The sequence below is a fragment of the Chitinophaga chungangae genome, from assembly GCF_017742215.1.
GTDB classification, from domain to species: domain Bacteria; phylum Bacteroidota; class Bacteroidia; order Chitinophagales; family Chitinophagaceae; genus Chitinophaga; species Chitinophaga chungangae.
Genome location: NZ_JAGHKP010000001.1, coordinates 770,112 through 790,981 on the forward strand (window position 1 = coordinate 770,112; position 20,870 = coordinate 790,981).

15 protein-coding genes are annotated in these 20,870 nt (G+C 55.3%); 8 read left to right on the plus strand and 7 right to left on the minus strand.

Annotated features, from left to right (window positions below; genetic code table 11):
* The first annotated feature begins 33 nt into the window (after positions 1-33).
* Positions 34-1,239 (plus strand): molybdopterin molybdotransferase MoeA, encoded by a 1,206-nt coding sequence (locus J7I43_RS03385; protein WP_209143226.1) that lies wholly within the window; start codon positions 34-36, stop codon positions 1,237-1,239.
* On the opposite strand, the gene J7I43_RS24685 is transcribed toward J7I43_RS03385, so the two are convergent.
* The 5 genes from J7I43_RS24685 to nirB form a co-directional block, all read right to left on the minus strand.
* On the minus strand, positions 1,232-2,689 hold the full coding sequence (locus J7I43_RS24685; protein ID WP_236023284.1) for a rubredoxin: 1,458 nt from the start codon (positions 2,687-2,689) through the stop codon (positions 1,232-1,234). The two genes, J7I43_RS03385 and J7I43_RS24685, sit on opposite strands and share 8 nt — an antisense overlap.
* Positions 2,658-6,182 (minus strand): nitrate reductase, encoded by a 3,525-nt coding sequence (locus tag J7I43_RS03395; RefSeq protein ID WP_209143228.1) that lies wholly within the window; start codon positions 6,180-6,182, stop codon positions 2,658-2,660. Before J7I43_RS03395 ends, J7I43_RS24685 begins: the two co-directional genes overlap by 32 nt.
* Entirely contained in the window at positions 6,182-7,474 is a 1,293-nt protein-coding gene (locus J7I43_RS03400; RefSeq protein ID WP_209143230.1) for a NarK family nitrate/nitrite MFS transporter, read from the minus strand. The genes J7I43_RS03395 and J7I43_RS03400 overlap by 1 nt, the downstream gene beginning before the upstream one ends.
* An 82-nt stretch (positions 7,475-7,556) precedes the next feature.
* The gene (gene nirD / locus J7I43_RS03405; protein WP_209143232.1) at positions 7,557-7,952 is read right to left on the minus strand and encodes a nitrite reductase small subunit NirD; all 396 of its coding nucleotides are present in this window, start codon (positions 7,950-7,952) and stop codon (positions 7,557-7,559) included.
* A 15-nt stretch (positions 7,953-7,967) separates the two neighbouring features.
* Positions 7,968-10,481 carry a nitrite reductase large subunit NirB gene (nirB, locus tag J7I43_RS03410; RefSeq protein ID WP_209143234.1) on the minus strand — a complete coding sequence of 838 codons (2,514 nt, stop codon included), beginning with the start codon at positions 10,479-10,481 and terminating at the stop codon, positions 7,968-7,970.
* Between the two features lie 165 nt (positions 10,482-10,646).
* On the opposite strand from nirB, the gene cobA reads away from it, so the two are divergent.
* The 5 genes from cobA (at position 10,647) to J7I43_RS03435 (ending at position 15,374) form a co-directional block, all read left to right on the plus strand.
* Positions 10,647-11,420: a uroporphyrinogen-III C-methyltransferase gene (gene cobA / locus J7I43_RS03415; RefSeq protein ID WP_209143236.1), complete on the plus strand. Its 774-nt coding sequence runs from the start codon at positions 10,647-10,649 to the stop codon at positions 11,418-11,420.
* Positions 11,407-12,105, plus strand: coding sequence for a Crp/Fnr family transcriptional regulator (locus tag J7I43_RS03420; protein ID WP_209143254.1), 699 nt, complete (start codon positions 11,407-11,409; stop codon positions 12,103-12,105). The genes cobA and J7I43_RS03420 overlap by 14 nt, the downstream gene beginning before the upstream one ends.
* Before the next feature lie 100 nt (positions 12,106-12,205).
* Positions 12,206-13,372 (plus strand): mannonate dehydratase, encoded by a 1,167-nt coding sequence (gene uxuA, locus J7I43_RS03425; protein ID WP_209143256.1) that lies wholly within the window; start codon positions 12,206-12,208, stop codon positions 13,370-13,372.
* Positions 13,373-13,446: 74 nt separating this feature from the next.
* Complete coding sequence (locus J7I43_RS03430; RefSeq protein WP_209143258.1) at positions 13,447-14,655, plus strand: multidrug effflux MFS transporter; 1,209 nt, start codon at positions 13,447-13,449, stop codon at positions 14,653-14,655.
* A gap of 47 nt (positions 14,656-14,702) precedes the next feature.
* Positions 14,703-15,374, plus strand: coding sequence for an NAD-dependent epimerase/dehydratase family protein (locus J7I43_RS03435; protein ID WP_209143260.1), 672 nt, complete (start codon positions 14,703-14,705; stop codon positions 15,372-15,374).
* Here the strand turns inward: J7I43_RS03435 and J7I43_RS03440 are convergent.
* Complete coding sequence (locus tag J7I43_RS03440; protein ID WP_209143262.1) at positions 15,371-16,297, minus strand: NAD(P)/FAD-dependent oxidoreductase; 927 nt, start codon at positions 16,295-16,297, stop codon at positions 15,371-15,373. The genes J7I43_RS03435 and J7I43_RS03440 overlap by 4 nt on opposite strands.
* A 246-nt stretch (positions 16,298-16,543) precedes the next feature.
* On the opposite strand from J7I43_RS03440, the gene J7I43_RS03445 reads away from it, so the two are divergent.
* On the plus strand, positions 16,544-17,491 hold the full coding sequence (locus J7I43_RS03445; protein WP_209143264.1) for a YihY/virulence factor BrkB family protein: 948 nt from the start codon (positions 16,544-16,546) through the stop codon (positions 17,489-17,491).
* Position 17,492: 1 nt separating this feature from the next.
* Here the strand turns inward: J7I43_RS03445 and J7I43_RS03450 are convergent, their stop codons facing one another.
* The gene (locus J7I43_RS03450) at positions 17,493-19,007 is read right to left on the minus strand and encodes a PQQ-dependent sugar dehydrogenase (RefSeq protein WP_209143266.1); all 1,515 of its coding nucleotides are present in this window, start codon (positions 19,005-19,007) and stop codon (positions 17,493-17,495) included.
* A 189-nt stretch (positions 19,008-19,196) separates the two neighbouring features.
* Here J7I43_RS03450 and J7I43_RS03455 point away from each other — a divergent pair, with 189 nt between their 5' ends.
* Positions 19,197-20,654 carry a phytoene desaturase family protein gene (locus J7I43_RS03455; RefSeq protein ID WP_209143267.1) on the plus strand — a complete coding sequence of 486 codons (1,458 nt, stop codon included), beginning with the start codon at positions 19,197-19,199 and terminating at the stop codon, positions 20,652-20,654.
* The last annotated feature ends 216 nt before the right edge of the window (positions 20,655-20,870 follow it).

Here is a 20,870-nt window from a genome sequence, read left to right on the forward strand (position 1 = left end):
AATAAATTTATCGTAACAAAAAATTGCAAGCTCATGTTGCCCGTCTCCGAAGCATTTAAAGCAGTAATGGCTACCGTGAAAGACACGGGGATCACCACCGTGCTGCTGGAAGCCGCTGCCGGCCGTATTTTGCGTGAGCAGGTGCTGGCAGACAGGCCGTTTCCGCCGTACGACCGTGTGGCGATGGACGGTATCGCCATTGCGTTCGACAGCTATGCGCGCGGCCAGCGCGTGTTTGGCGTCGAAGAAGTGCAGGCCGCCGGTATGCCGCGCAAGCAGCTGATGAACCTTGCGGATTGTATGGAAGTAATGACCGGCGCCGTGATCCCCGACCTTACCGACGCGGTGATCCCTTACGAACATCTTGAAGCCGCGGAACATGAAGGGTTCAAACGTTTCACCATCAAGAAAAATGTGGTGGCCGGACAGAACATTCACCGCATGGGCAGCGATGTACCGGCCGGTAAAGTGTTGCTGGGCCCGGGTACGCGTATCGGCGCGCCGGAAGCGGGCGTGCTGGCCAGCGTGGGAAAAGCGGAAGTGAAAGTGAGTGCGCTGCCGCGCATTTGCCTGGTGGCTACGGGTGACGAACTGGTGGAGATCCGCGCTACGCCCGAACAACACCAGGTGCGCATGTCTAACGTATACAGCATTGCCGCGGCGCTGCACCTGCTGGGCATTCCGGCGTCCGTTATTCACCTGCGCGACGAACCGGCCAGTATGGAACAACAGCTCCGCCCGCTGCTTTCCAAAGCGGATGTGCTGATTTGTTCGGGTGCCGTTTCTGCCGGTAAATTCGATCATCTTCCCCAGGTATTGCAACGCTGCGGTATGCAGCGCGTGTTTCATAAAATTGAACAGAAGCCCGGAAAACCTTTCCTGTTCGGTACTGTCAATAACGGGCCGGTGGTGTTTGCGTTGCCGGGCAACCCCGTGTCCGTACTGCTTTGTTATTACCGCTACATTCAGCCATGGCTGCTCGCTTCAATGCAGCATATGCCGGAAGAGCAATTATTCGCCTCGCTGGAAAAAGAAGTGAAGTTCGATAAACCCCTCACTTATTTCCTGCCGGTGCAGCTGCAGCACGCGCCGGGCGCACGTCTCACCGCTTTGCCCGTTACCTATGGCGGCTCGGGCGATATGGCTTCCCTGCTGCATGCCGATGCGTTTATGGAATTGCCGCCTGAGCTAAACGTATTTCCCGAAGGCGCGGTGTTCCCTGTCTGGAAGATCAGGTAAGCGGCGCAGCCAGGGCCGACAAAGCCACCGGTGCAAACTCTTTCACAGGCGTGCCGCAGATGTAACACGCATAATCTTCAGGCAGCGATACAACCGGCGTTCCCGCTGCAATGCCATGTTCCGCATCCCCGGCCGTTTCGTCGTACACCGTCATGCACGAAGGGCATTGATGCACCGTTTTCTCCGGGCTGATGCTCACCGCTGCGGCCTTTTGCCCTGAAACATATTCCTGCAGCACATTCCACTCCGTTCCTTTTTCATAATACTGCCTGCACAACGCCGCGATGTAAGGCCCCAGATGTTCCTTCAGCACTTCGCTGCGGTAAGGGATCAGCTGGTGCGTGTTCGGGTTGAAATCGGGCGTGTACAGCACGTCGTAACGCTGTAAATATTTCAGTTTGCTGCGGTGTTTGTTTTCCTGCCGCCTGATCACGATGGAGCCGAAGTGGTGTTTGCCCACATCAAGACTGATATTAAAACACAGGCCGTACGTACGCACGTCTGCCGTGTCGAAATGCCGGATGATGTGACGTTTCAGGATCAGGCTGTCTTCACAATGGTCCGCCACCTGCCAGTTCAGCTCGTTGGCCGCGTGCCGCACGTTGATGCCGTGTTTGCCCAAAACATAATCCCACAGCTTGCGGTGCGAGGGCTCGATGTTTTTGATGATGACGGACTTCCAGGGCGTGGCGTAAAACTGCCCGATGCCGGTTTCCAGGCAAACGGAGCACATATCTTTCAAAAAATCCACGTCGAATGTTTCGTCGCGGCGGTAAATGCCCAGCCAGTACTGATCGTTGTGCCGGTTAAAGCCTTCATAATACGGAAGGCGGAAGGCCGGCAATTCCAGCTCTTTGTCGATGTCGCGGTGAATACATTCCAGCGGCGTGTTCAGCAGCGACGCCGGCTCTTCCTGCGAAAGTATCCGCGTTTCGAGCAGCGCCGTTACCTGCGGGATGCTGTTGGTGTAGATCAGCCGGGGCCAGCGCCAGCTTTCGGTTTGACCGGGATAACGCACATACAGGTACCAGTAATGCGGCTGCGGTGAAGCCACCCAGTTGATGTGCCCGCTGAAAAGCGGCACGAACGTTTGCCGGCTGTCGCAGATGTTGATCTTCAGTTTCGGCGGCTGCGCGAACGCGTCGAAAATATCTTTGTAGGTGCCTTCGGTTAACCAGGAATCGGTGATGAAGATGCCTGCTGCAGGGTAGGAGCTGGTGATGTTCGGCGTTCCGTCTTCCAGCTGGAATTCCACGCCTTTTTCGCGGCATACGTTTTCAAAAACGTCAAAATGTTTGTAAGGCACCTGTAAAAACAACTGCTGCCGCAGGCCGAACCGTACGTCTTCCACACGTGCGGCCTCCGCTGCTTCGAGTATTTCCAGCAGGTAACCCGGCGAAATGATCCCGCCGGTGAAATTAAACCGTACCAGATGTGATTGTTTCGCCATGGTGCATGGTTTTAATGGATGGAAGCGCCTGTTCGATCAGGCGGAGCACTTCGGGCCTGCAGCTGCCGCAGCCCATGCCCGCGCCGCTTGCGCGGCAAACGCCGTCCAGGTCCGTATGCCCGCCGCGGATCGTTTCTTTGATGTTGCCGTCGCCCACGTTGCCGCAGGAACAGATGAGCTTGCCCAGCACGGGCGCTCCTTTTTTGCCGGAACGCAACAACTCCAGGCGTTTGTCCGACAATTCGGTTTTCTGGCGGATCAGGTCGCGGAACTCCGCCAGCTCGCTTTTATCGCCGATGAGGATCGCGCCCACGAGCTTGTCCTGGTGAATAATGCATTTTTTATAATAGCGTTTTGCTTTGTCGATGAATACGACTTCCTCATACGCGGGATCGCCGGGCGTTTCCACCATACCGAGCGAACAAAGGTCCATGCCCTGCACTTTCAGGATGTTGATGAATAAAGACCCTTCGTAATACCCCGATATGTCGCCGTTGAGATAACGCGCCGCCACCGCGGCCTGCTGCTCGGCTGCGGCGGTGATGCCGTACAGTATGTTCTCGAACGCCGCAATTTCGCCGATCGCATAGATGGACGGATCGCTGGTTTGCAGGTAAGGATTTACCACTACGCCGCGGTTGCATTCCAGCTTGGCAGCCTGCGCCAGTTCTATGTTCGGAATGGTGCCGATGGAAAATACGACGGCCTGGCAATCCACGAACCGCCCGCTTTTCAGGCGGATGCCTTCCACCTGCCTGGTGCCGGAGAATTGTTCTATTTCGTCATTGAAAAATATCTCGATGTCGCGTTCGCGTAATTCTTCACTGAGCAGCTGCGCGCCGAGCGCATCCAGCTGGCGGTCCATCAGCCGCGAAGTACGTTGTATCACCGCCACGCCGATGTTCATTTCGCGCAGCGATGCGGCGAGCTCTATGCCCAGCAGGCCGCCGCCGGCGATCACCACCTTGCCTTTGCCCGGCGAAATATGCCGCATGAAATCGTCGGCGTTTTTCCGCGTGCGCATGGTGAAAATGCCTTCCAGCGACGGTACGTCTTTGAGCGTGGCGGCGCGGCTGCCCGTGGCGAGGATCAGCACGTCGTAATCGTGTACGCCGCCTTTGCTGTCCGTTACCTGTTTGTTTTCCCGGTCGATCTTTTCGATGCTTACGCCCCGGTGCAGCGTGATGTTGAGCGCGGCTTCCTCCGCGTCGGACATCTTCACCAGCTGCGCCCATTGCTGAGCGCCGCTGATGTAGTCCGGCAGCATAACGCGGTTATAAAAAGGCAAATCTTCCTTGCTGAATACGGTGATCGCGTCCACCCTGTTCAACGCGCGGTACGAGCGCACAAAACCGCAGGCCCCGGCGCCCGCACCAACCACAACGATCTTCTGCGGCGGTTTCACATATTTCCGCACTTCCACGGCCGCGAATTTCAGATCGGGCTGCCGCGAAATGGGATCGGTCAGGTTGTTCGTGAGATTGTTCGCCCGGTTCAGATCGTTCTGCAATATCTTACCCCAGTGCATTGGCATAAACACCACGCCCGGCTTAATGTCCCGGCTGATCTTCACTTTTACGCGCACCTGCCCGCGCGCGCTGCTCACTTCCGCCAGGTCGTCCTGCCGGAGATGGCGCGCTTCCGCGTCGTCCGGGTGAATTTCGAGAAATGAAGAAACGATGTGCTGTTTCAGTTTGCTCACTTTTCCCGTTTTGCTCATGGTGTGCCATTGGTCGCGGATGCGGCCGGTGGTGAGGATGAGCGGGAAATCTTCGCAGGGCGCTTCGGATGTATTTTCGTCGTTGACGGTATGGATCACCGCTTTTTGATGCGGCGTGTAAAAACGATGGTCGGTGAAAAGGCGCGCCGTTCCCTGGCCGTCCCGGTAAGGCCATTGGATGCTCCTGCGCTCCTGTAATATTTTGTAGGAAAGCCCGCTGATGTCTATGCGCGTGCCGGCGGTAAGACGGCAATGTTCGTCATAGATCTCGCCCGCATGCGAATAGTCGAACCCTTTGTAGCCCATTTTTTGGGCGAACCGGCAGATGATCTCCGAATCGGGCAGCGCTTCGCCGGGCGCATCGGTGATCTTCGAGAGATAGCTGATACGGCGCTCCGCGTTGGTCATGGTGCCTTCTTTTTCGGCCCATGCCGCGGCGGGAAGAATCACGTCCGCATATTTCAACGTTTCGGGTTTCGAGGAAATTTCCTGCACCACCACGAAGCTCGCTTTCTGCAAAGCCGCTTCCATGGCCCGCGCATCGGGCAACGACACGAGCGGGTTGGAGCCCATGATCCAGATGGCTTTCAGGCTGCCGTTTTGCAGGGCGGCGAACATGTCTGTGGCGGTAAGGCCTGGTTTTTCCGAGATCGTCGTTCCTCCCCAAAATGCCTGTACTTCCTCGCGGTGTTTCGGGTCGTTCAGCAAACGGTGGCCGGGCAGCAGGTTGGCAAGGCCGCCGGTTTCCCTTCCGCCCATGGCGTTGGGCTGACCGGTGAGCGAAAACGGCCCGTTGCCCGGTTTGCCGATCTTGCCGGTGATGAGATGGAGGTTGATGAGGCTGAGATTCTTGGAAACGCCTACCGCGCTTTGATTCAGCCCCATCGTCCACATCGTCATGAATCCTTTTGACGCGCCGATGATCGCGGCCGCTTCATACAATTGCTGCTCCGGGATACCGCAAACGATCGCGGCTTCAGTAATGCTGCGCTGCATTACGGCATCGCGGTAACGTGCGAAACCTTCGGTGTGCTGGTGTATAAAATTTTTATCGGTATGGCCCTGCTCGATGAGCAAACGGCCGATGGCATGATGTAAAACGATGTCCGTTCCCGGGTTGAGCTGCAAATGAAGATCGGCGGAAGCGCAGCTCTGCGTTACGCGCGGATCGCTCACGATGATGCGCAGTGAAGGATTGGCGGCTTTTGCGGCTTCTATCCGCCGCCAAAGGATCGGGTGGCACCAGGCGGGATTGGCCCCGGCCACGAAAATGCAGTCCGCCAGTTCGATGTCGTCGTAAGTGCCTGGCACGGTATCTTCCCCCAGCGCCATTTTGTAAGCCGCCACGGCGCTGCTCATGCAAAGGCGCGAATTGGTGTCGATGTTGTTGCTGCCGATGAAACCTTTGATCAGTTTATTGACGACATAATATTCTTCTGTAAGGCATTGCCCGGAAGCATAAAACGCCACCGCGTCAGGTCCGTATTTCCGGATGATGCTGGTAAACACCGCTGCGGTCCTGTCCAGCGCCTGGTCCCACGAAACCCGCATCCGGGGAGCGTTGCGATGGTAACGCATTTCCGGGTGCAGCAGCCTGTCGCTCGTGTCCGTCACGGTGTAGTGCAGGTTCATGCCTTTGGAACAAAGCATGCCCCTGTTTACGGGATGGTCTTTATCGCCTTCCAGGCTGAGTTTCCCCTGCCTGTCGCGATGCACGACTATCCCGCATCCTACGCCGCAGTAGCAGCAGGTGGTTTTGAAGCTGGACATCATTATTGGGTGATAAGTTTTGGAACCCTCCTCGCGGAGGGCTCTTTTGAAAATCCTGTGAACAGTACAATACAGCCTGTAACGATCACCGCATAAGCGATCCAGGTGAATGCCTGCTCGTACGAAATGTTGTCTGCCTTGAACAGAAAACCGAACAGCATGCCGCCCAGGTTGCCGCCTGCGCCAACGATGCCGCTCACCAGTCCTACGTTACGCGGATCTATAAAGGGAACAATGCCGTAAGTGGCGCCATTCGCCATTTTCAGGAATAATGCAAAGCCGATCATCGCGACGATGGCGAGTTGCAGGTTGGCCGCGCCGGCGAACAACAACAATCCGCCGCCTTCCGCCAGCAGCACCAGTGCCAGCAGGATGCCCTTGCCTTTCAGGCCCTGTTTAAGCCCGATGCGGTCAGACACGAAGCCGCCTAATGCGCGGGCGAACAGGTTCATCAATCCAAAGGCGCCCGCCCAGAACCCGGCGCTGGCCTGCGAAAGATGGTACGTGTCCACGAAATGGAGCGATGCTACGTTGTCGAAAGTGATCTCCATTCCGAAGCACATGGCGTAAGCGAGCATCAGCGCCCAGATGCGCCAGTCTTTTAATACCGACCAGTCGGTTTTATTTTTTTTCGTGTCGCGTTCGATTTCATCGTAATTGCCCGCGGGCGTGTCTTTTGTATAACGGTGATACAAAAAAGCCACGCCCAGCATCATTAGGCCCGGTACGATCATAGCCAGCCGCCAGGATTGACCTGCGGTATACCCGAAACCCATGATGGTGGCGAATATGAGGGGCATCACGATGTTGGTGACGCCGCCGCCAAGATTGCCCCAGCCACCGGTGATGGCGTTGGCGGTGCCTTTGATGCTGGCGTCGAACATCATGGAGGTGTGGAACTGGGTGATGACGAACGATGCGCCGATGGCGCCGATAGCGAAGCGGAATAAAAGGAATGTCGTATAGTCATGGGCGAGGCCCGCGAGAAAAACGGGGATGGAGCCCAGTAAAAGCAATCGTACAGCGGTTTTGCGCGGCCCCCAGGTATCGCAGAGGCGGCCGATGATGAGCCTTGCGATGATGGTGCCCGACACGGACGCGATCATCACGTTGCCGACCTGCGATTTGGTAAGACCAAGGTCTTCCCGGATAGTGGGCATCAGCGGCGCCAGGCCGAACCAGCCGAAGAAACAGGTGAAAAACATCAGCCAGGTGATGTGAAAAGTGCGCATCTGCACCGTGCCCAGGCTGAAAAGCGAGAGTTTCCGCAAAGGTTCCGGGAATGGATTTTTCATGTAAATTTGAGAAATTTTAAGTGAGCCATCATATTAAAATTCAGAAGCCCGGACGGTCTGCAAACTGCCCGGGTTTTCGCATTTACAGCGCTTCCACCGTAACCGGCACGCCAACCTCCACGCCGGATTGTATGCCGATGTACACCCGGTCGTCTTCCAGTCTTACAGGATATACCGTCAGCGAACATTCATGTTCGTCTGTAAGACAGCGCCCGTCTTTCAGCGAAAAGGTCTTTTTGTGGAACGGGCAGGCTACCTTCGGCTCGCCCTGGTGCGTGCCCGTCATGCCGCGGCTCAGCGCCATCTGGCGGCGATGCGGGCAAAGGTTCTGCGTAGCGTACCAGGTATCGCTGCGCGAAAAATAGAATAACGCGATCTGTTCGTCCTTGTATTTGATGCAAACGCCGCCGTTATGCGGCACATCGGTTGTTTTGCAGGCGAAAAACCAGTTGATGGCGGTTGAGCTGATGGTAGACATAAAAGTTAAGTTTGGTTATTTCCAATCCGCGGCTTTTTTCTGGTCGCGGAGCGTTTCGAATTTTACGGTCGGGTCTTTTTCTTCGGGTGCATTGATGAAATGCGAGAATTTTTTGCGCAGTTCCGGGCTTTCCACCACTTCTTTCCATTCGCATTTGTAATTGTCCACGAGCGACTGCATTTCCGCTTCCAGCGATGCGGCAATGCCCAGGCTGTCGTTCACCACCACGTTGCGGAGGTATTCGATGCCGCCTTCCAGTTTGTTGAGCCAGGTGGCGGTGCGGGTGAGGGGGTCGGCGGTTTTGATGTAGAACATCAGGAAGCGGTCGATATACCGGATGCAGGTTTCGCTGTCGAGGTCTTGCGCCAGCAGCAGCGCGTGCTGCGGTTTGGAGCCGCCGTTGCCGCATACATAAAGGTTCCAGCCTTTTTCTGTGGCGATGATGCCGAAGTCTTTCGACTGCGCTTCCGCGCACTCCCTGATGCAGCCCGATACCGCGCTTTTAATTTTGTGCGGCGCGCGCAACCCGCGGTACCTTTCTTCGATGCGGATGGCGTAACTCACGCTGTCGTGCAGGCCAAAGCGGCACCAGGTAGAACCTACGCAGCTTTTTACCGTTCTGAGCGCTTTGCCATAAGCGTGCCCGCTCTCGAAACCCGCCGCTATCAAGGCTTCCCAGATAGCAGGCAGGTCGCCGAGATGCGCGCCGAAGAGGTCGATGCGCTGGCCGCCGGTAATTTTGGTGTAGAGATTATAGTCTTTGGCGATGGTGCCGATGATGATCAGTTTTTCCGGCGTGATCTCTCCGCCGGGGATGCGGGGCACCACGGAATAGGTGCCGCCTTTCTGGATGTTCGCAAGATAACGGTCGTTGCTGTCCTGCGCGGTGTCGTTGCCTTTGGCGAGGATCATGTCGTTCCATAAACTGGCGAGAATGGAGCTGACCACGGGTTTGCAGATCTCACAGCCTTCGCCGTGACCGTAATGGTCCAGCGCTTCGTCGAAAGAGCGGAGCGATTTTACTTTGATGAGATCGAGCAGTTCCTGGCGGGAATAATCGAAGTGCTCGCATACCACGTTGCGGATGTATTTGCCCTGCGCCTTCATGGTGGCGGAAATAAGGTCTTTCACCATCGGCGTGCAGCCGCCGCAGCAGGTGCCGGCTTTGGTACATTTTTTAACTGCGTCCAACGTTTCTTGGCCGTCTGTAACGGCCTGGCAGATGGCGGCTTTGGTGATGCTTTCACAGCTGCAGATCACCGCTTCGTCCGGCAAGGCGTCTACGCCCGCGCCTGCGGATGCGCTGCCGTTGCGTGGGCCCAGCAGGATGTCTGCAGGATTGGCGGGCAGCGGCATGTTGTTCTTGCAGGTTTGCAGCAGCATGTTGTATGCGTCCGCATTTCCGATGAGGATGCCGCCGAGCAGGTATTTACCGTCCTGCGACACGTTGATGCGCTGGTAAACGCCGCTGATGCTGTCTTCCATCACGATGCTATGGCCCTGGCCGGGGAAAGGGTCGCCGAAACTGGCCACGTCTACGCCGATGAGCTTCAGTTTGGTGCTCATGTCGAAGCCGGTGAAGGATTTCAGCGCGGATGAATCTTGCCTGGAAGTTTCGGTGATATGCGTGGCGGCTACTTCGGCCATTTCATACCCGGGCGCTACCAGCCCGTAGATCATATTATTATATAAGGCGCATTCGCCGATGGCGTAAATGAAAGGGTCGGTGGTCTGCAGCAGGTCGTTCACCACAATGCCGCCGCGCGGGCCGGTTTCGAGGCCGCAGGCCGCGGCCAGTTCGTCGCGTGGTTTGATGCCGGCGGAGATCACGAGCATGTCTGCATTCAGCGAGGTGCCGTCGGAGAAGGCAAGACCGGTGATAGTATCTTCGCCGAGGATGGCTGAAGTATTTTTGCCGGTGAGCACCTGCAGGCCGAGCTGCTGGAGTTTGGACTGCAAAACGGCGGAGCCTTTATCGTCGATCTGGCGGGGCATCAGCCTGGGGGCGAACTCGATCACGCTGGTGTCGGCAATGCCGAGGTCCAGCAGGGCTTTGGCGGCTTCCAGCCCGAGCAGCCCTCCGCCGATCACGGCGCCGCGGCTGGTGCGGGGTGCGTAGCTTTTCATCAGCTCCAGGTCTTCGATGGTACGGTAAATAAATACGCCTTTTTTATCCGTTCCTGCTATATTAGGCACAAAAGCGGCGGAGCCGGTGGCCATCACGAGAAAGTCGTATGTTTCGGAAATGCCTTTCAGGGAAGTAACGGTTTTGTTGACGCGGTCGATGGAATGGACAGGATCGCCAAGATGAAGGGTGATGCCCTGGGAGACGTACCAGCCGGCGGGGGCGAGGAAAAGATCGTCTGCAGTTTTGCCGGAAAAGTATTCGCTGAGATGAACGCGGTCGTACGCGGGGAGGGTTTCTTCGCCAAAAATGACGATACGGGCGGTGTTTATGCCAAGTTTTTGTGTGATTTTCTCACAAAATTTATGGCCGACCATGCCATTTCCAATTACTACGATCTTCATAATAGATATATTAATAAATAATTAATATAATTGTTATCAGCTTTAAAAACGTAGAAATTGAATTAGGTGTATGATCTGTATCATAAATTTACGGCAAAATGTTTTAAATTTTGGTATGTTTGGTCTGATAATAGTTATATATATTTAATCATAATGTGATATTCTATGCCTGAAGCTGCATTAACTTTGATCGGGGCGGGGCCGGGAGACCCGGAAATGATCACTTTAAAAGCCATCCGCGCCCTCGGTTCCGCCGATGTAGTGCTGTACGATGCCCTCGTAAACCCGCAGTTGCTTGAATATGCGCCCAAACAGGCCGTTTGCCAATTCGTCGGCAAACGTTTCGGCTGCCATTCCCTCTCGCAGGACGAGATCAACGAGCTGATTATCAGTTCCGCAAAACAATACGGGCATGTCGTGCGGCTCAAAGGCGGCGACCCGTTCGTATTCGGCAGGGCGGTGGAAGAAATTGAAGCGGCCTCCCGCGCCGGCATTCGCGTAAAAGTGGTGCCCGGCATTTCAAGCGCTCTTTCCGTACCGGCCATGCAAATGATCCCGCTCACCAGCCGCGGCGTGGCCGAAAGTTTCTGGGTAACCACCGGCACCACCCGCAGCGGCGACATTTCCGGAGACGTTTATCTCGCCGCCCGGTCTACCGCCACCGTGGTCATTTTAATGGCCATGAGTCGCATCGGCGCCATCATGGACATTTTTAAAGAAGCCGGGAAAACGAACGTACCCGTGGCCGTGATCCAGAACGGTACCACCGACCAGGAAAAGATCCTCACCGGCAAAGTGTCTGGCATTGCGGCGGAAGCGGAGGCGCAGGGCGTTGGCAACCCCGCCGTGATCGTGATCGGCGAAGTGGTAAAGTGGCGGGAGCAGCTGGCGGGCATCGTGGCCAGCGCGCAAGGTCATTATATATATGAAGAAAGATAAACCGGGTTGCGATACCCAAACCTGCATGGTGTGCCGTTTGTGCATGAAAGAATGGCTGCCCGCCGTGGAAGCCGGCAGCAAACATTTCACTTACCGCAAGGGGCAGGAGCTGTTCAGGGAAGGAGATCCGGTGAAAGGGATCTTTTTCATCTACAAAGGCAGCGTAAAAGTGCATAAACATTGGGACGAAGAAAAGGAGCTGATCCTTCGTTTCGCCCGGAAAGGAGACATTGTCGGTCACCGCGGGATCGGTCTGCAGCCCGTGTACCCCGTTACGGCTACCGCGCTGGAGCAGGTAACGGTCTGTTATTTCGATCTTGTTTTTTGGGAAGCGTCTTTAAAGGTCAACCAGCCTTTATTGTACGAACTGATGTTGTTCTACGCCCGCGAGCTGCAGGAATCCGAAAGAAAAATGCGCAACCTTGCGCATATGCCGGTGAAAGGACGGATCGCGCAGGCCCTGGTGTCGCTGGAAAAACAATTCGGCAGGAATGAGAACGGTTTTATCGGCTTCACGCTTTCGCGGCAGGACCTTGCGTCTTACATCGGCGCCACTTACGAAACCACGTTCAGGATCTTGCAGGAAATGATCCAGGAACACCTGGTCGTAATCTCCGGCAAAGAGATCGCGATCACGGACGAGGCCCGGCTCTTGCGTTTATGCGGGCTGCCGGAGGGGAAATAACGAATTACAACGATGTAGCTCCGGCGGCATAACAACCGTTTCATATTTTTTCAGATATTGCCGCCGTTAAAAAATTCCGCGTTTTAAACTTACCGCACATATGCCAATGGAACAAACAATGCGCTGGTTCGGCCCTAACGATCCCGTTAGTCTTTGGGACATCCGGCAAGCCGGCTGCACCGGCGTCGTAACCGCTCTCCACCAGGTGCCCGTCGGGGAAATATGGACCGTTACGGAGATCAACCGCCGCAAAGCCCTGATCGCCGCCGCCGGTATGCGCTGGTCCGTAGTGGAAAGCCTGCCCGTGCACGAAGACATCAAACGCGGCACGGGCGATTATGCGCGGTATATCGATAATTACAAGGTCAGCCTGCAAAACCTCGCCGCCTGCGGCATCACCGTGATCACTTACAATTTTATGCCGGTGATGGACTGGATGCGGACGGACATTAATTATGTAATGCCCGACGGTAGCCGCGCTTTGTATTACGAACGCAACGCTTTCATCGCTTTTGACCTGTACCTGCTTAAAAGGCCGGGAGCAGAAAAAGATTATACGGCACAAGAGATCGAAGCCGCGGAAAAACGCCTTGCTTCGATGACCGGAACGGAAAAAGAAACGCTTTTTCACAACGCCCTGCTGGGCCTCCCCGGCAGCGACGACCGTTTTACGCCCGAAGCCGTGCTGGCAGCGCTCGACAAATACGCGCACATCAACGCGGAAAAACTCCGCGAACATCTTTTTGCTTTCCTGCGCGAAGTAGTGCCCGTAGCGGAATCCCTCGGCATGCAGCTCGCCATTCACCCGGACGATCCGCCGTATCCCCTGCTGGGCCTGCCCCGCATCGTAAGCACCGAAGCAGACCTGGAAGCCATTCTCAGCGCCGCGCCTTCACCCGCCAACGGTTTATGTTATTGCACCGGCTCGCTGGGCGTGCGTGCAGACAACGATCTGCCCGGCATCGTGCGCCGTCATGGGGATCATATTCATTTTATTCATCTCCGCAACATCCGCCGCGACGGTAGCGGCAATTTCTACGAAGCAGACCATCTCGACGGCGACGTGAACATGTTCGCCGTGGTATCCGAGCTTACGCAGGTAATGCAGCGGCGGAAAATTTCGCTGCCCATGCGCCCCGATCACGGTCACCAGATGCTCGACGATCTCGGCAAACAAACCTACCCGGGATATAGCGCCATCGGGCGTTTGAAGGGATTGGCGGAACTGCGCGGGCTGGAGTACGGTATTTTGCAATACCAGCGTTAACTATACGCCGATCAATTTATTTTATGTTTCAAAGCCGGATTTTCTCACGATCTTCGCGTGAAATTTCCCCGGCTTTGAAACGTTCGACCTATTTTTTTCTGATCCTGATCCTCGGAAGCCTTACTGCCCTCGGCCCTTTCACGATAGATATGTATTTGCCCGGCTTCGGGGCTATCGCACAAGATCTTCACACGGATGTATCCAGCGTTGGTCTTACTTTGTCCAGTTATTTCTTCGGCATTTTCGCCGGGCAATTGCTGTTCGGCCCGCTGCTGGACAAATTCGGGCGCAAACGCCCGCTTTACATCGGTTTACTGGTGTATATCCTTACTTCTGCCGGTTGTGTGATCACCCAAAATATTGATCATTTCATCGCGTTGCGGTTCTTCCAGGCAATCGGCAGCTGCGCCGCGACAGTGACCGCCATGGCAATGGTGCGCGACCTCTTCCCTGTGAGCGAGAATGCAAAGGTTTTCGCACTGCTGATGCTCGTTGTAGGCGCTTCGCCGATGATCGCGCCGACAGTGGGAGGGTATGTGACCAGTTCCATCGGATGGCACGCGATCTTTATCATTTTAACGATCATGGGCATACTGATGCTGTTAGCCAGTATTTTTTGGCTCCCGGGCAGTTTTAAACCGGACCGTGCGCTTTCGCTTGCGCCGGGGCCTATTATCCGGGGTTTCTGGCAAGTAGCGAAGGAAGCCCGGTTTTATACTTATGCGATAACGGGCGCAATCGCTTTTTCTGCTTTGTTCGCTTATGTGTCCGCTTCGCCGAAAGTTTTTATGGACGTGTATCATGTAGACGAGAAAGTTTACGGCTGGATTTTCGCTGCATTATCCGTTGGATTTATCGGTTCAAGCCAGGTGAATACTTTGTTGCTGCGAAGATTTTCGAGCGTGCAGATCCTGCCGGTGGCGCTGGGCGTACAGTCTTCCGTGGGACTGCTTTTTGCCGTCGCTGCCGCTGGCGGATGGTTGAGCCTTTGGAGCACATTGGCGTTGCTGTTCATTTTGCTGTGCAGCCTTGGTTTTGTGAACCCCAATACCGCCGCGCTTTCGCTTGCCCCGTTCGAAAGAAATGCGGGAACTGCATCGTCGTTACTGGGCGCATTGCAAATGGGCGCGGGCGGGCTCGCTTCGGTGTTTGTAAGTCTCGATAAAACAAACAGCGCGCTGCCGCTGGCTTTGGTGATGGCAGTGACGGGAAGCGTTGCGCTGGCCGTATTGCTCATTTGCCGGAGGAACATCCGACCGGAAGCACCGCTCGGCACCGCCTGACCGGTCTGGGGAAAAAGTCCTAATTTCCCGGTACAAATCATCCGCATATGCCTGACAAGATCCGCGTAATCGTTACCGGTGTTACCGGGATGGTGGGAGAAGGCGTGCTTCACGAATGTCTGCAGCACCCGGCGGTGGAAGCCGTACTGATCATCAACCGTAAACCCTCCGGCTTCAGTCACCCCAAACTGAAGGAGATCGTCCACGAAGATTTTTTCAACATTACTTCACTGGCCCCGCAACTGGAAGGTTACGACGGGTGTTTTTTCTGCCTGGGCGTTACTTCTCTCGGCAAAAACGAAGAAACGTATTACCGGCTCACGTACACGCTCACCCTGCACGTCGCGGAAGTGATGAGCAAAGCCAGCCCGCAGATGGCTTTCTGTTATATTTCAGGTTCGGGAACGGACAGTAGTGAGAATGGCAGGGTGATGTGGGCGCGCGTGAAAGGAAAAACGGAGAACGATCTCATGAAACTCCCCTTCAGAGCGGTGTATGCGTTCCGCCCCGGCATCCTGTACGCCACGAAAGGGGCGAAGAACGTGCCTGCTTTATATAAGTTCGTTTCCTGGCTCTACCCGCTGTTAGGCCCGTTGATACCGTCTTTTGCCGGAACCCTGGCGGAGCTTGGGCAGGCGATGATCAAAGTGACGATGCATGGTTACGGCAAAAAAGTGCTGGAAGTAAAAGATATCCGCAAAGTGGCGAAAGAATATTAAATGTCTTTTTCAAAATCTTCCGCGCAAAGCTGGCCGTTGCAGCTGCCTGCCGCGGCATGACCACCCGCTGCGGCCATAGACACCTGGTGCAGCCTGTCGTGGCTCACGTCTCCCGCCGCAAATACGCCGGGCACAGTGGTTTCATACATAAAATTCACAACCACCGATCCCATCCCGCTCAATTCGCAGCCCAGTTGTTTGGCGATCTCATTATGGTATTGTAAGGTTTCCCCGCGGTAATACGCCGCTGTTTTGTGAATGGACGAGCCGTCTGCAAACGTAATGCGGATGCCGCCGTTTTCTTTTTCCTTTTGCACGGAGGCAATCGGTATTTCGATAGTGGAAAATCCTTTGCGCTGCAATTTTCCTGTTTGCTCGGAACTTAGTGCGGACGGGCCGTTGGTGAGGAAAGTGATGTCTTTGTTGAGCTGTGAAACGATCTGCGCGAAATGCCATGCATTATCGCCGTTCGCGATGATGGCGACAGGCTCGCCTTTTATTTCCCAGCCGTGGCAATACGGGCAATGAAAAATGGATTCGCCCCAAAGCTCCTGCAGGCCTTCGATAGCGGGCAGAATATCTTTTACGCCGGTGGCGATGATGATCTTTCTTGTTTCGAAACGTTCGCCGCTGAGCGCGGTGAGCAGGAATCCATGCGTGGTTTTTTCTGCAGTTGCGATGGAAAGCTGTTGCAGCTCTACGGAAGGGTAGGGCTGAAGCTGTTCCCTGGCGATGCGCAGCAGTTCCGCCGGCGGTTCGCCGTCGCGGGTGAAGAAGTTGTGCGCGTGCGCTGCGGGTTTGTTGCGCGGCGCGCCGGTATCAAATACGATCGTACGTCTGCCGAAGCGGCCGAGTGTAAGGGCCGCCGCCAATCCCGCGGAAGAACCGCCGACGATCGCGGCTTCATATGCTGTTGTATTCATACCATAAAGTTAGGCCGATGCGGCTTTTAAATCTTGTGCAGATAGCGGTAAAAATTGTACTTTTCGAGGATTGATGAAAATGAGACGGTGATTTGTGAAACGGTCGATTCATTTATCTTATAGTGTGGTAGCGTTTTTGAATCGATTTGTTTGGACGAAGAGGGGGAACGGTCTGTTGTATTTTTTGAGCGCCACGAAATCCTTGCGACGTATGCTTAATTTTGGCGGGCCTGGTATTTGCCGGGAATGGAGCATATGGTAAACAGGAAAAGGAAGCATCTCAAACGCTGGCAAGTATTTTTATGGTCTTTTAAGGATGCGTTCACAGAATTGCAGGCTAACGACCCCCTGCGCATGGCCGGCGCTACCGCGTTTTTCACCACCTTCGCGCTTCCCGCTATCCTGGTTATCATTCTTCAGGCGCTGCGCCTGCTTTTCGAGCCGCGCGTCATTTCACGCCGGTTGTTCGCGCAACTGATAGAGATCATCGGGCCGGAAGTGACGCATGAAGTGGTGGAAACGCTGAAAGCCTTCAGGGGCATCGCGCAGAACTGGCTGATCGCTATCGCGGGGTTTGTTTTTCTGGTGTTTGTAGCCACTACCTTGCTGAAAGTAATGACCAGCTCGGTGAACCAGCTGTGGCGCGTAAGGCCCATTGCGGCGGGGAATTTCAGGCATATCATGCTCAGCCGTTTACGCGGCCTGGCGCTGATCCTCCTTACCGGCGTGCTTTTCGTGATGGGCATTCTCGCCGATTCCGCGCAGGGCTTTATCGGGAAATACGTTTCGCATTATGCGCCCGCGCTTTCTATTTATTTCAACGGCGTTTTACGGTACGGCATTTCCATCGTTACCGTTACGCTGTGGTTTGCCCTGGTGTTTTTCCTGCTGCCGGACGGCAGGCCGCGCTGGAAAATACTCTTCACCGGCGCGTTGGTTACCAGTGTGCTGTTTAATATCGGGAAACTTATTTTGCGCTGGCTGCTCACGTACAGCAACATCAACAGCATTTACGGAGCGTCCGCATCCACGGTGCTGCTGCTGCTGTTCGTGTTTTACGTGGCCCTGATCTTTTATTACGGCGCATCTTTCGCGAACGTATGGGCCAATGCCAGCAACAAGCCCATCCAGCCCCTGCACTACGCCATCAAATACCAGCTCACCGACCTGGAACCGGAAAACGAAGAAGCGTGACCTATAAACCTTCCTGTTCCTTTATTTTTCGTATGTCCGCAGCCGGTATACTGTCCGCCTGGTTGCGCCATGCGCCGCGGATGTAGCTGGTAACGGCGGCCAGGTCTTCATCAGGCATAAATGCAAAACCTGGCATTTGTTCTCCCGTATTTTTTTTGCTTCCTTTTAGAACAAGCTGCACCAAGGCGGCGGCATCGCCCGTTACCACTTTGCTTCTGTCCAGCGCGGGAAAGGTTTTTTTAATACCGCGCCCGTCCGGTTTATGACAGGCTTCACAATAACTGGCGTACAACATTGCGCCTTTCGCCAGCGACGCGGTATTGCGGTTTACGGACTTGGGCAGCATCTTTAGATTGCCGGCGGATTGGATGGGAGAGAGACGGATGATCCGGTCGTCGTGCTCCTTTGGAAAACCCTGGCCGGGATTCCAGTCGCGGTTGCTGGTGGCAAGGTACACATCGCCGTAAGGCGAAACGCAAAGGTCGCGCAGGCGGCCGAAAATGCCGGTGAGATAAACGGTTTCTCCCAGCACCGAATCCTGCCGCTCATTCAGCCTGATCACGCGGAGACTGGCGTTCTTCAGCGTGCCCATGAGGATCGTGTTTCTCCATTCGTGAATTTCGCCGGACATATAATGTTCGATACCTGCGGGCGCAATGGTGGGCGTCCAGGAGAATACGGGCGGGATGAACGCGAATGTGTCCGCGTATGTTTTTTCTTTCGGCCGGTCTGCGTACCCTTCAATGTGCGGCCAGGCATAATATCCTTTTGGCCGGATAAGGTTCAGTTCATCGTCCGTCGCATCGCCGTGTTCCGACGCGAAAAAATTACCGTTCGATGTGTACGCCAATCCCTGGATATTACGATGACCGCGGCTCCACATGAGTTTGCCGGGATAAGGATTGTCGGCGGGCACGGAACCGTCCGTATTCATACGAAGTATTTTTCCGTTCAGCGAAGCGGTGTCCGGCGCATTGGGATAACGCGCCGCATCTCCGGTGGCGAGCATTACTTTCCCGTCCGGTGCGATGGTCACCCGGGAACCGTTGTGGCCGGTGTTGCCGGGAAATTCGAGCAGCAGCAGCGGGTCTTTCAACGTATCCGCCGTACGGGTGTAACGCACGAGTTTAGACACGATGGTGGAATCTTTTTTAAGGTGGGTATAGTCCACGAACACGTAAGGCTCGGTTGGGTGAACCGCCATGCCCAACATGCCGAGCGAGCGCTGGCGGTACACTTCGGGGATGGTAAGCATCACTTTACGCTCGCCGGTTTCGGGCGTTACCGCGCTGATGCTGCCGCTTTGTTCGGTGAACCAGATGCGGCCGTCGGGTCCCCAGCAGATCTCCCAGGGAACGTTGAGGTCTTCTATCACCGTACTTACGCCGAGCACGGTAGCATCCAGTGCCAGCGCGCTTTCTGTGGGTTGTGAAAAGGATTTCCGTGGTTGCTGGCGGCAGGCGCTTCCCGCAACAAAACATACGAGCAGGAGCGAAACATTCCAGGATGTTGTCATTGGCTGATAAATATTTTCAGGTAAAAGGAGCGTGCGTTCTGACCGATATACCCGGTTTTCGGGTACGTTACCGAAAAATAGAGATTATTTCGTGAAATTCCAGCATGGAGATGTTTTTTTGAGATGACTTTTTTGTGAATGGTAACAAAACAGACGGTAAACAAAAACAGTTTACCGTATATTTACAAAATGCAAAACCCGGAATACGATGCCGTAGTGGTGGGCGCGGGGCCGAACGGCCTTTCGGCCGCCATCGCGCTGCAACAGCAAGGCCTCAGGGTGTTGCTCATCGAAGGGAAGGCTACCGTCGGCGGCGGCTTGCGCAGTGCGGAGCTCACACTTCCCGGTTACCTGCACGACATCTGTTCCGCCATTCACCCGCTTGCCGCGGGCTCGCCTTTTTTTCAGACGTTGCCGCTGGCAGATCACGGCCTTCAATTCCTTCATCCAACATACGCTGCCGCGCATCCTTTCGATGGGGGGCATGCCGCGGTGCTAAGCAAAGACCTCGGTTTTACGCTCAGCACATTGGGGAAAGACGCGGAGACCTATAAAAAGCTGATCGCGCCGCTTTTGCGCGACTGGCCATACATTGCGAACGACTCGCTCGGGCCTTTGCATTTTCCTTCGCACCCGTTCAAAATGGCGCGTTTCGGCCTGAAGGCCCTGCAGCCGCTTACCACGCTGGCGCGCCGTTTTAAAGATCCTTTTGCCCGTGGCTTGCTTGCGGGCATGGGCGCACATGCCATCCAGCCGCTCGAAAATATCGCCACCTCCGCCATTGCGCTCGTGCTGACCATCACCGGGCATTTGCAAGGCTGGCCATTGCCCAAAGGCGGCTCGCAGCAGATCGCGGATGCGCTGGCGGGGTATTTTATTTCCCTGGGCGGCGAGATCGTTACCAATACCTACATCAGCCGGCTGGAGCAGCTTCCCCCGCACCGCGCCCTGTTGCTGGACGTTACGCCCAAACAACTGCTGGAGATCGCCGGTCACCGTTTTTCTTCCATCTACAAATGGCAGTTGAAAAAATACCGTTACGGCATGGGCGTGTTCAAGATCGACTGGGCCCTTTCTTCTCCCGTTCCCTTTATCAATGCAGCCTGCCGCGAAGCGGGCACCGTACATATCGGCAATACGCTCGGCGAGATCGCGCAGGCGGAACGGGAAACCGCCGCCGGTCAGCATCCCGAACGGCCGTTCGTGCTGTTCGCGCAACAAAGCGAAACGGACCCTACGCGCGCGCCGGAAGGCGGGCACACGGCCTGGGCCTATTGCCATGTACCGAACGGCTCCACCAAAGACATGACCGCCGCCATCGAGAACCAGGTGGAAAGATTTGCCCCTGGCTTCCGTGATACCATTTTAGCGCGGCATACTTTTAACACCGAAGCGCTGGAAAACTACAATCCCAATTATATCGGCGGAGACATCAACGGAGGCATCATCGATATCCGCCAGCTATTTACCCGCCCGGCCCTGCGCCGTTCGCCGTACCGCACGTCCGCAAAGGGCATTTATGTCTGTTCGTCCTCCACGCCTCCCGGCGGCGGCGTGCATGGCATGTGCGGTTTTTACGCGGCAAAGTGTGCGTTATCGGACATTTTCAACATCAAAATTCCGGCCCTTGCCGGTGTTACCCGTTAGCCGCCATTCCTCCCCGTCCGTTACCTTTTATCAAGTGGATGCAACTAATGGTCAAGCCAGTCGTCTTTCTTGTATAAAACGAAATAATATCGTCGTACCAGAAATTAAGTTTGTAATAAAGTACTCCAGTGCGTAAGAATAGGGATGAGCGGGAACGGATTGTGCGGGGCATCTCCGAACTTTACGGCATTAACCTCTGGCTCCAAATTACGACTT

Excerpts from the sequence above, each read along its gene's own strand:
- J7I43_RS03420 (WP_209143254.1), top strand. The coding sequence starts at position 11,407 with ATGAAGAAAGATAAACCGGGTTGCGATACCCAAACCTGCATGGTGTGC.
- J7I43_RS03385 (WP_209143226.1), top strand. The coding sequence starts at position 34 with ATGTTGCCCGTCTCCGAAGCATTTAAAGCAGTAATGGCTACCGTGAAA.
- J7I43_RS03455 (WP_209143267.1), top strand. The coding sequence starts at position 19,197 with ATGCAAAACCCGGAATACGATGCCGTAGTGGTGGGCGCGGGGCCGAAC.
- J7I43_RS24685 (WP_236023284.1), bottom strand. The coding sequence starts at position 2,689 with ATGGCGAAACAATCACATCTGGTACGGTTTAATTTCACCGGCGGGATC.
- J7I43_RS03435 (WP_209143260.1), top strand. The coding sequence starts at position 14,703 with ATGCCTGACAAGATCCGCGTAATCGTTACCGGTGTTACCGGGATGGTG.
- J7I43_RS03395 (WP_209143228.1), bottom strand. The coding sequence starts at position 6,182 with ATGATGTCCAGCTTCAAAACCACCTGCTGCTACTGCGGCGTAGGATGC.
- J7I43_RS03450 (WP_209143266.1), bottom strand. The coding sequence starts at position 19,007 with ATGACAACATCCTGGAATGTTTCGCTCCTGCTCGTATGTTTTGTTGCG.
- J7I43_RS03440 (WP_209143262.1), bottom strand. The coding sequence starts at position 16,297 with ATGAATACAACAGCATATGAAGCCGCGATCGTCGGCGGTTCTTCCGCG.
- J7I43_RS03445 (WP_209143264.1), top strand. The coding sequence starts at position 16,544 with ATGGAGCATATGGTAAACAGGAAAAGGAAGCATCTCAAACGCTGGCAA.
- uxuA (WP_209143256.1), top strand. The coding sequence starts at position 12,206 with ATGCCAATGGAACAAACAATGCGCTGGTTCGGCCCTAACGATCCCGTT.
- nirB (WP_209143234.1), bottom strand. The coding sequence starts at position 10,481 with ATGAAGATCGTAGTAATTGGAAATGGCATGGTCGGCCATAAATTTTGT.
- J7I43_RS03400 (WP_209143230.1), bottom strand. The coding sequence starts at position 7,474 with ATGAAAAATCCATTCCCGGAACCTTTGCGGAAACTCTCGCTTTTCAGC.
- cobA (WP_209143236.1), top strand. The coding sequence starts at position 10,647 with ATGCCTGAAGCTGCATTAACTTTGATCGGGGCGGGGCCGGGAGACCCG.
- nirD (WP_209143232.1), bottom strand. The coding sequence starts at position 7,952 with ATGTCTACCATCAGCTCAACCGCCATCAACTGGTTTTTCGCCTGCAAA.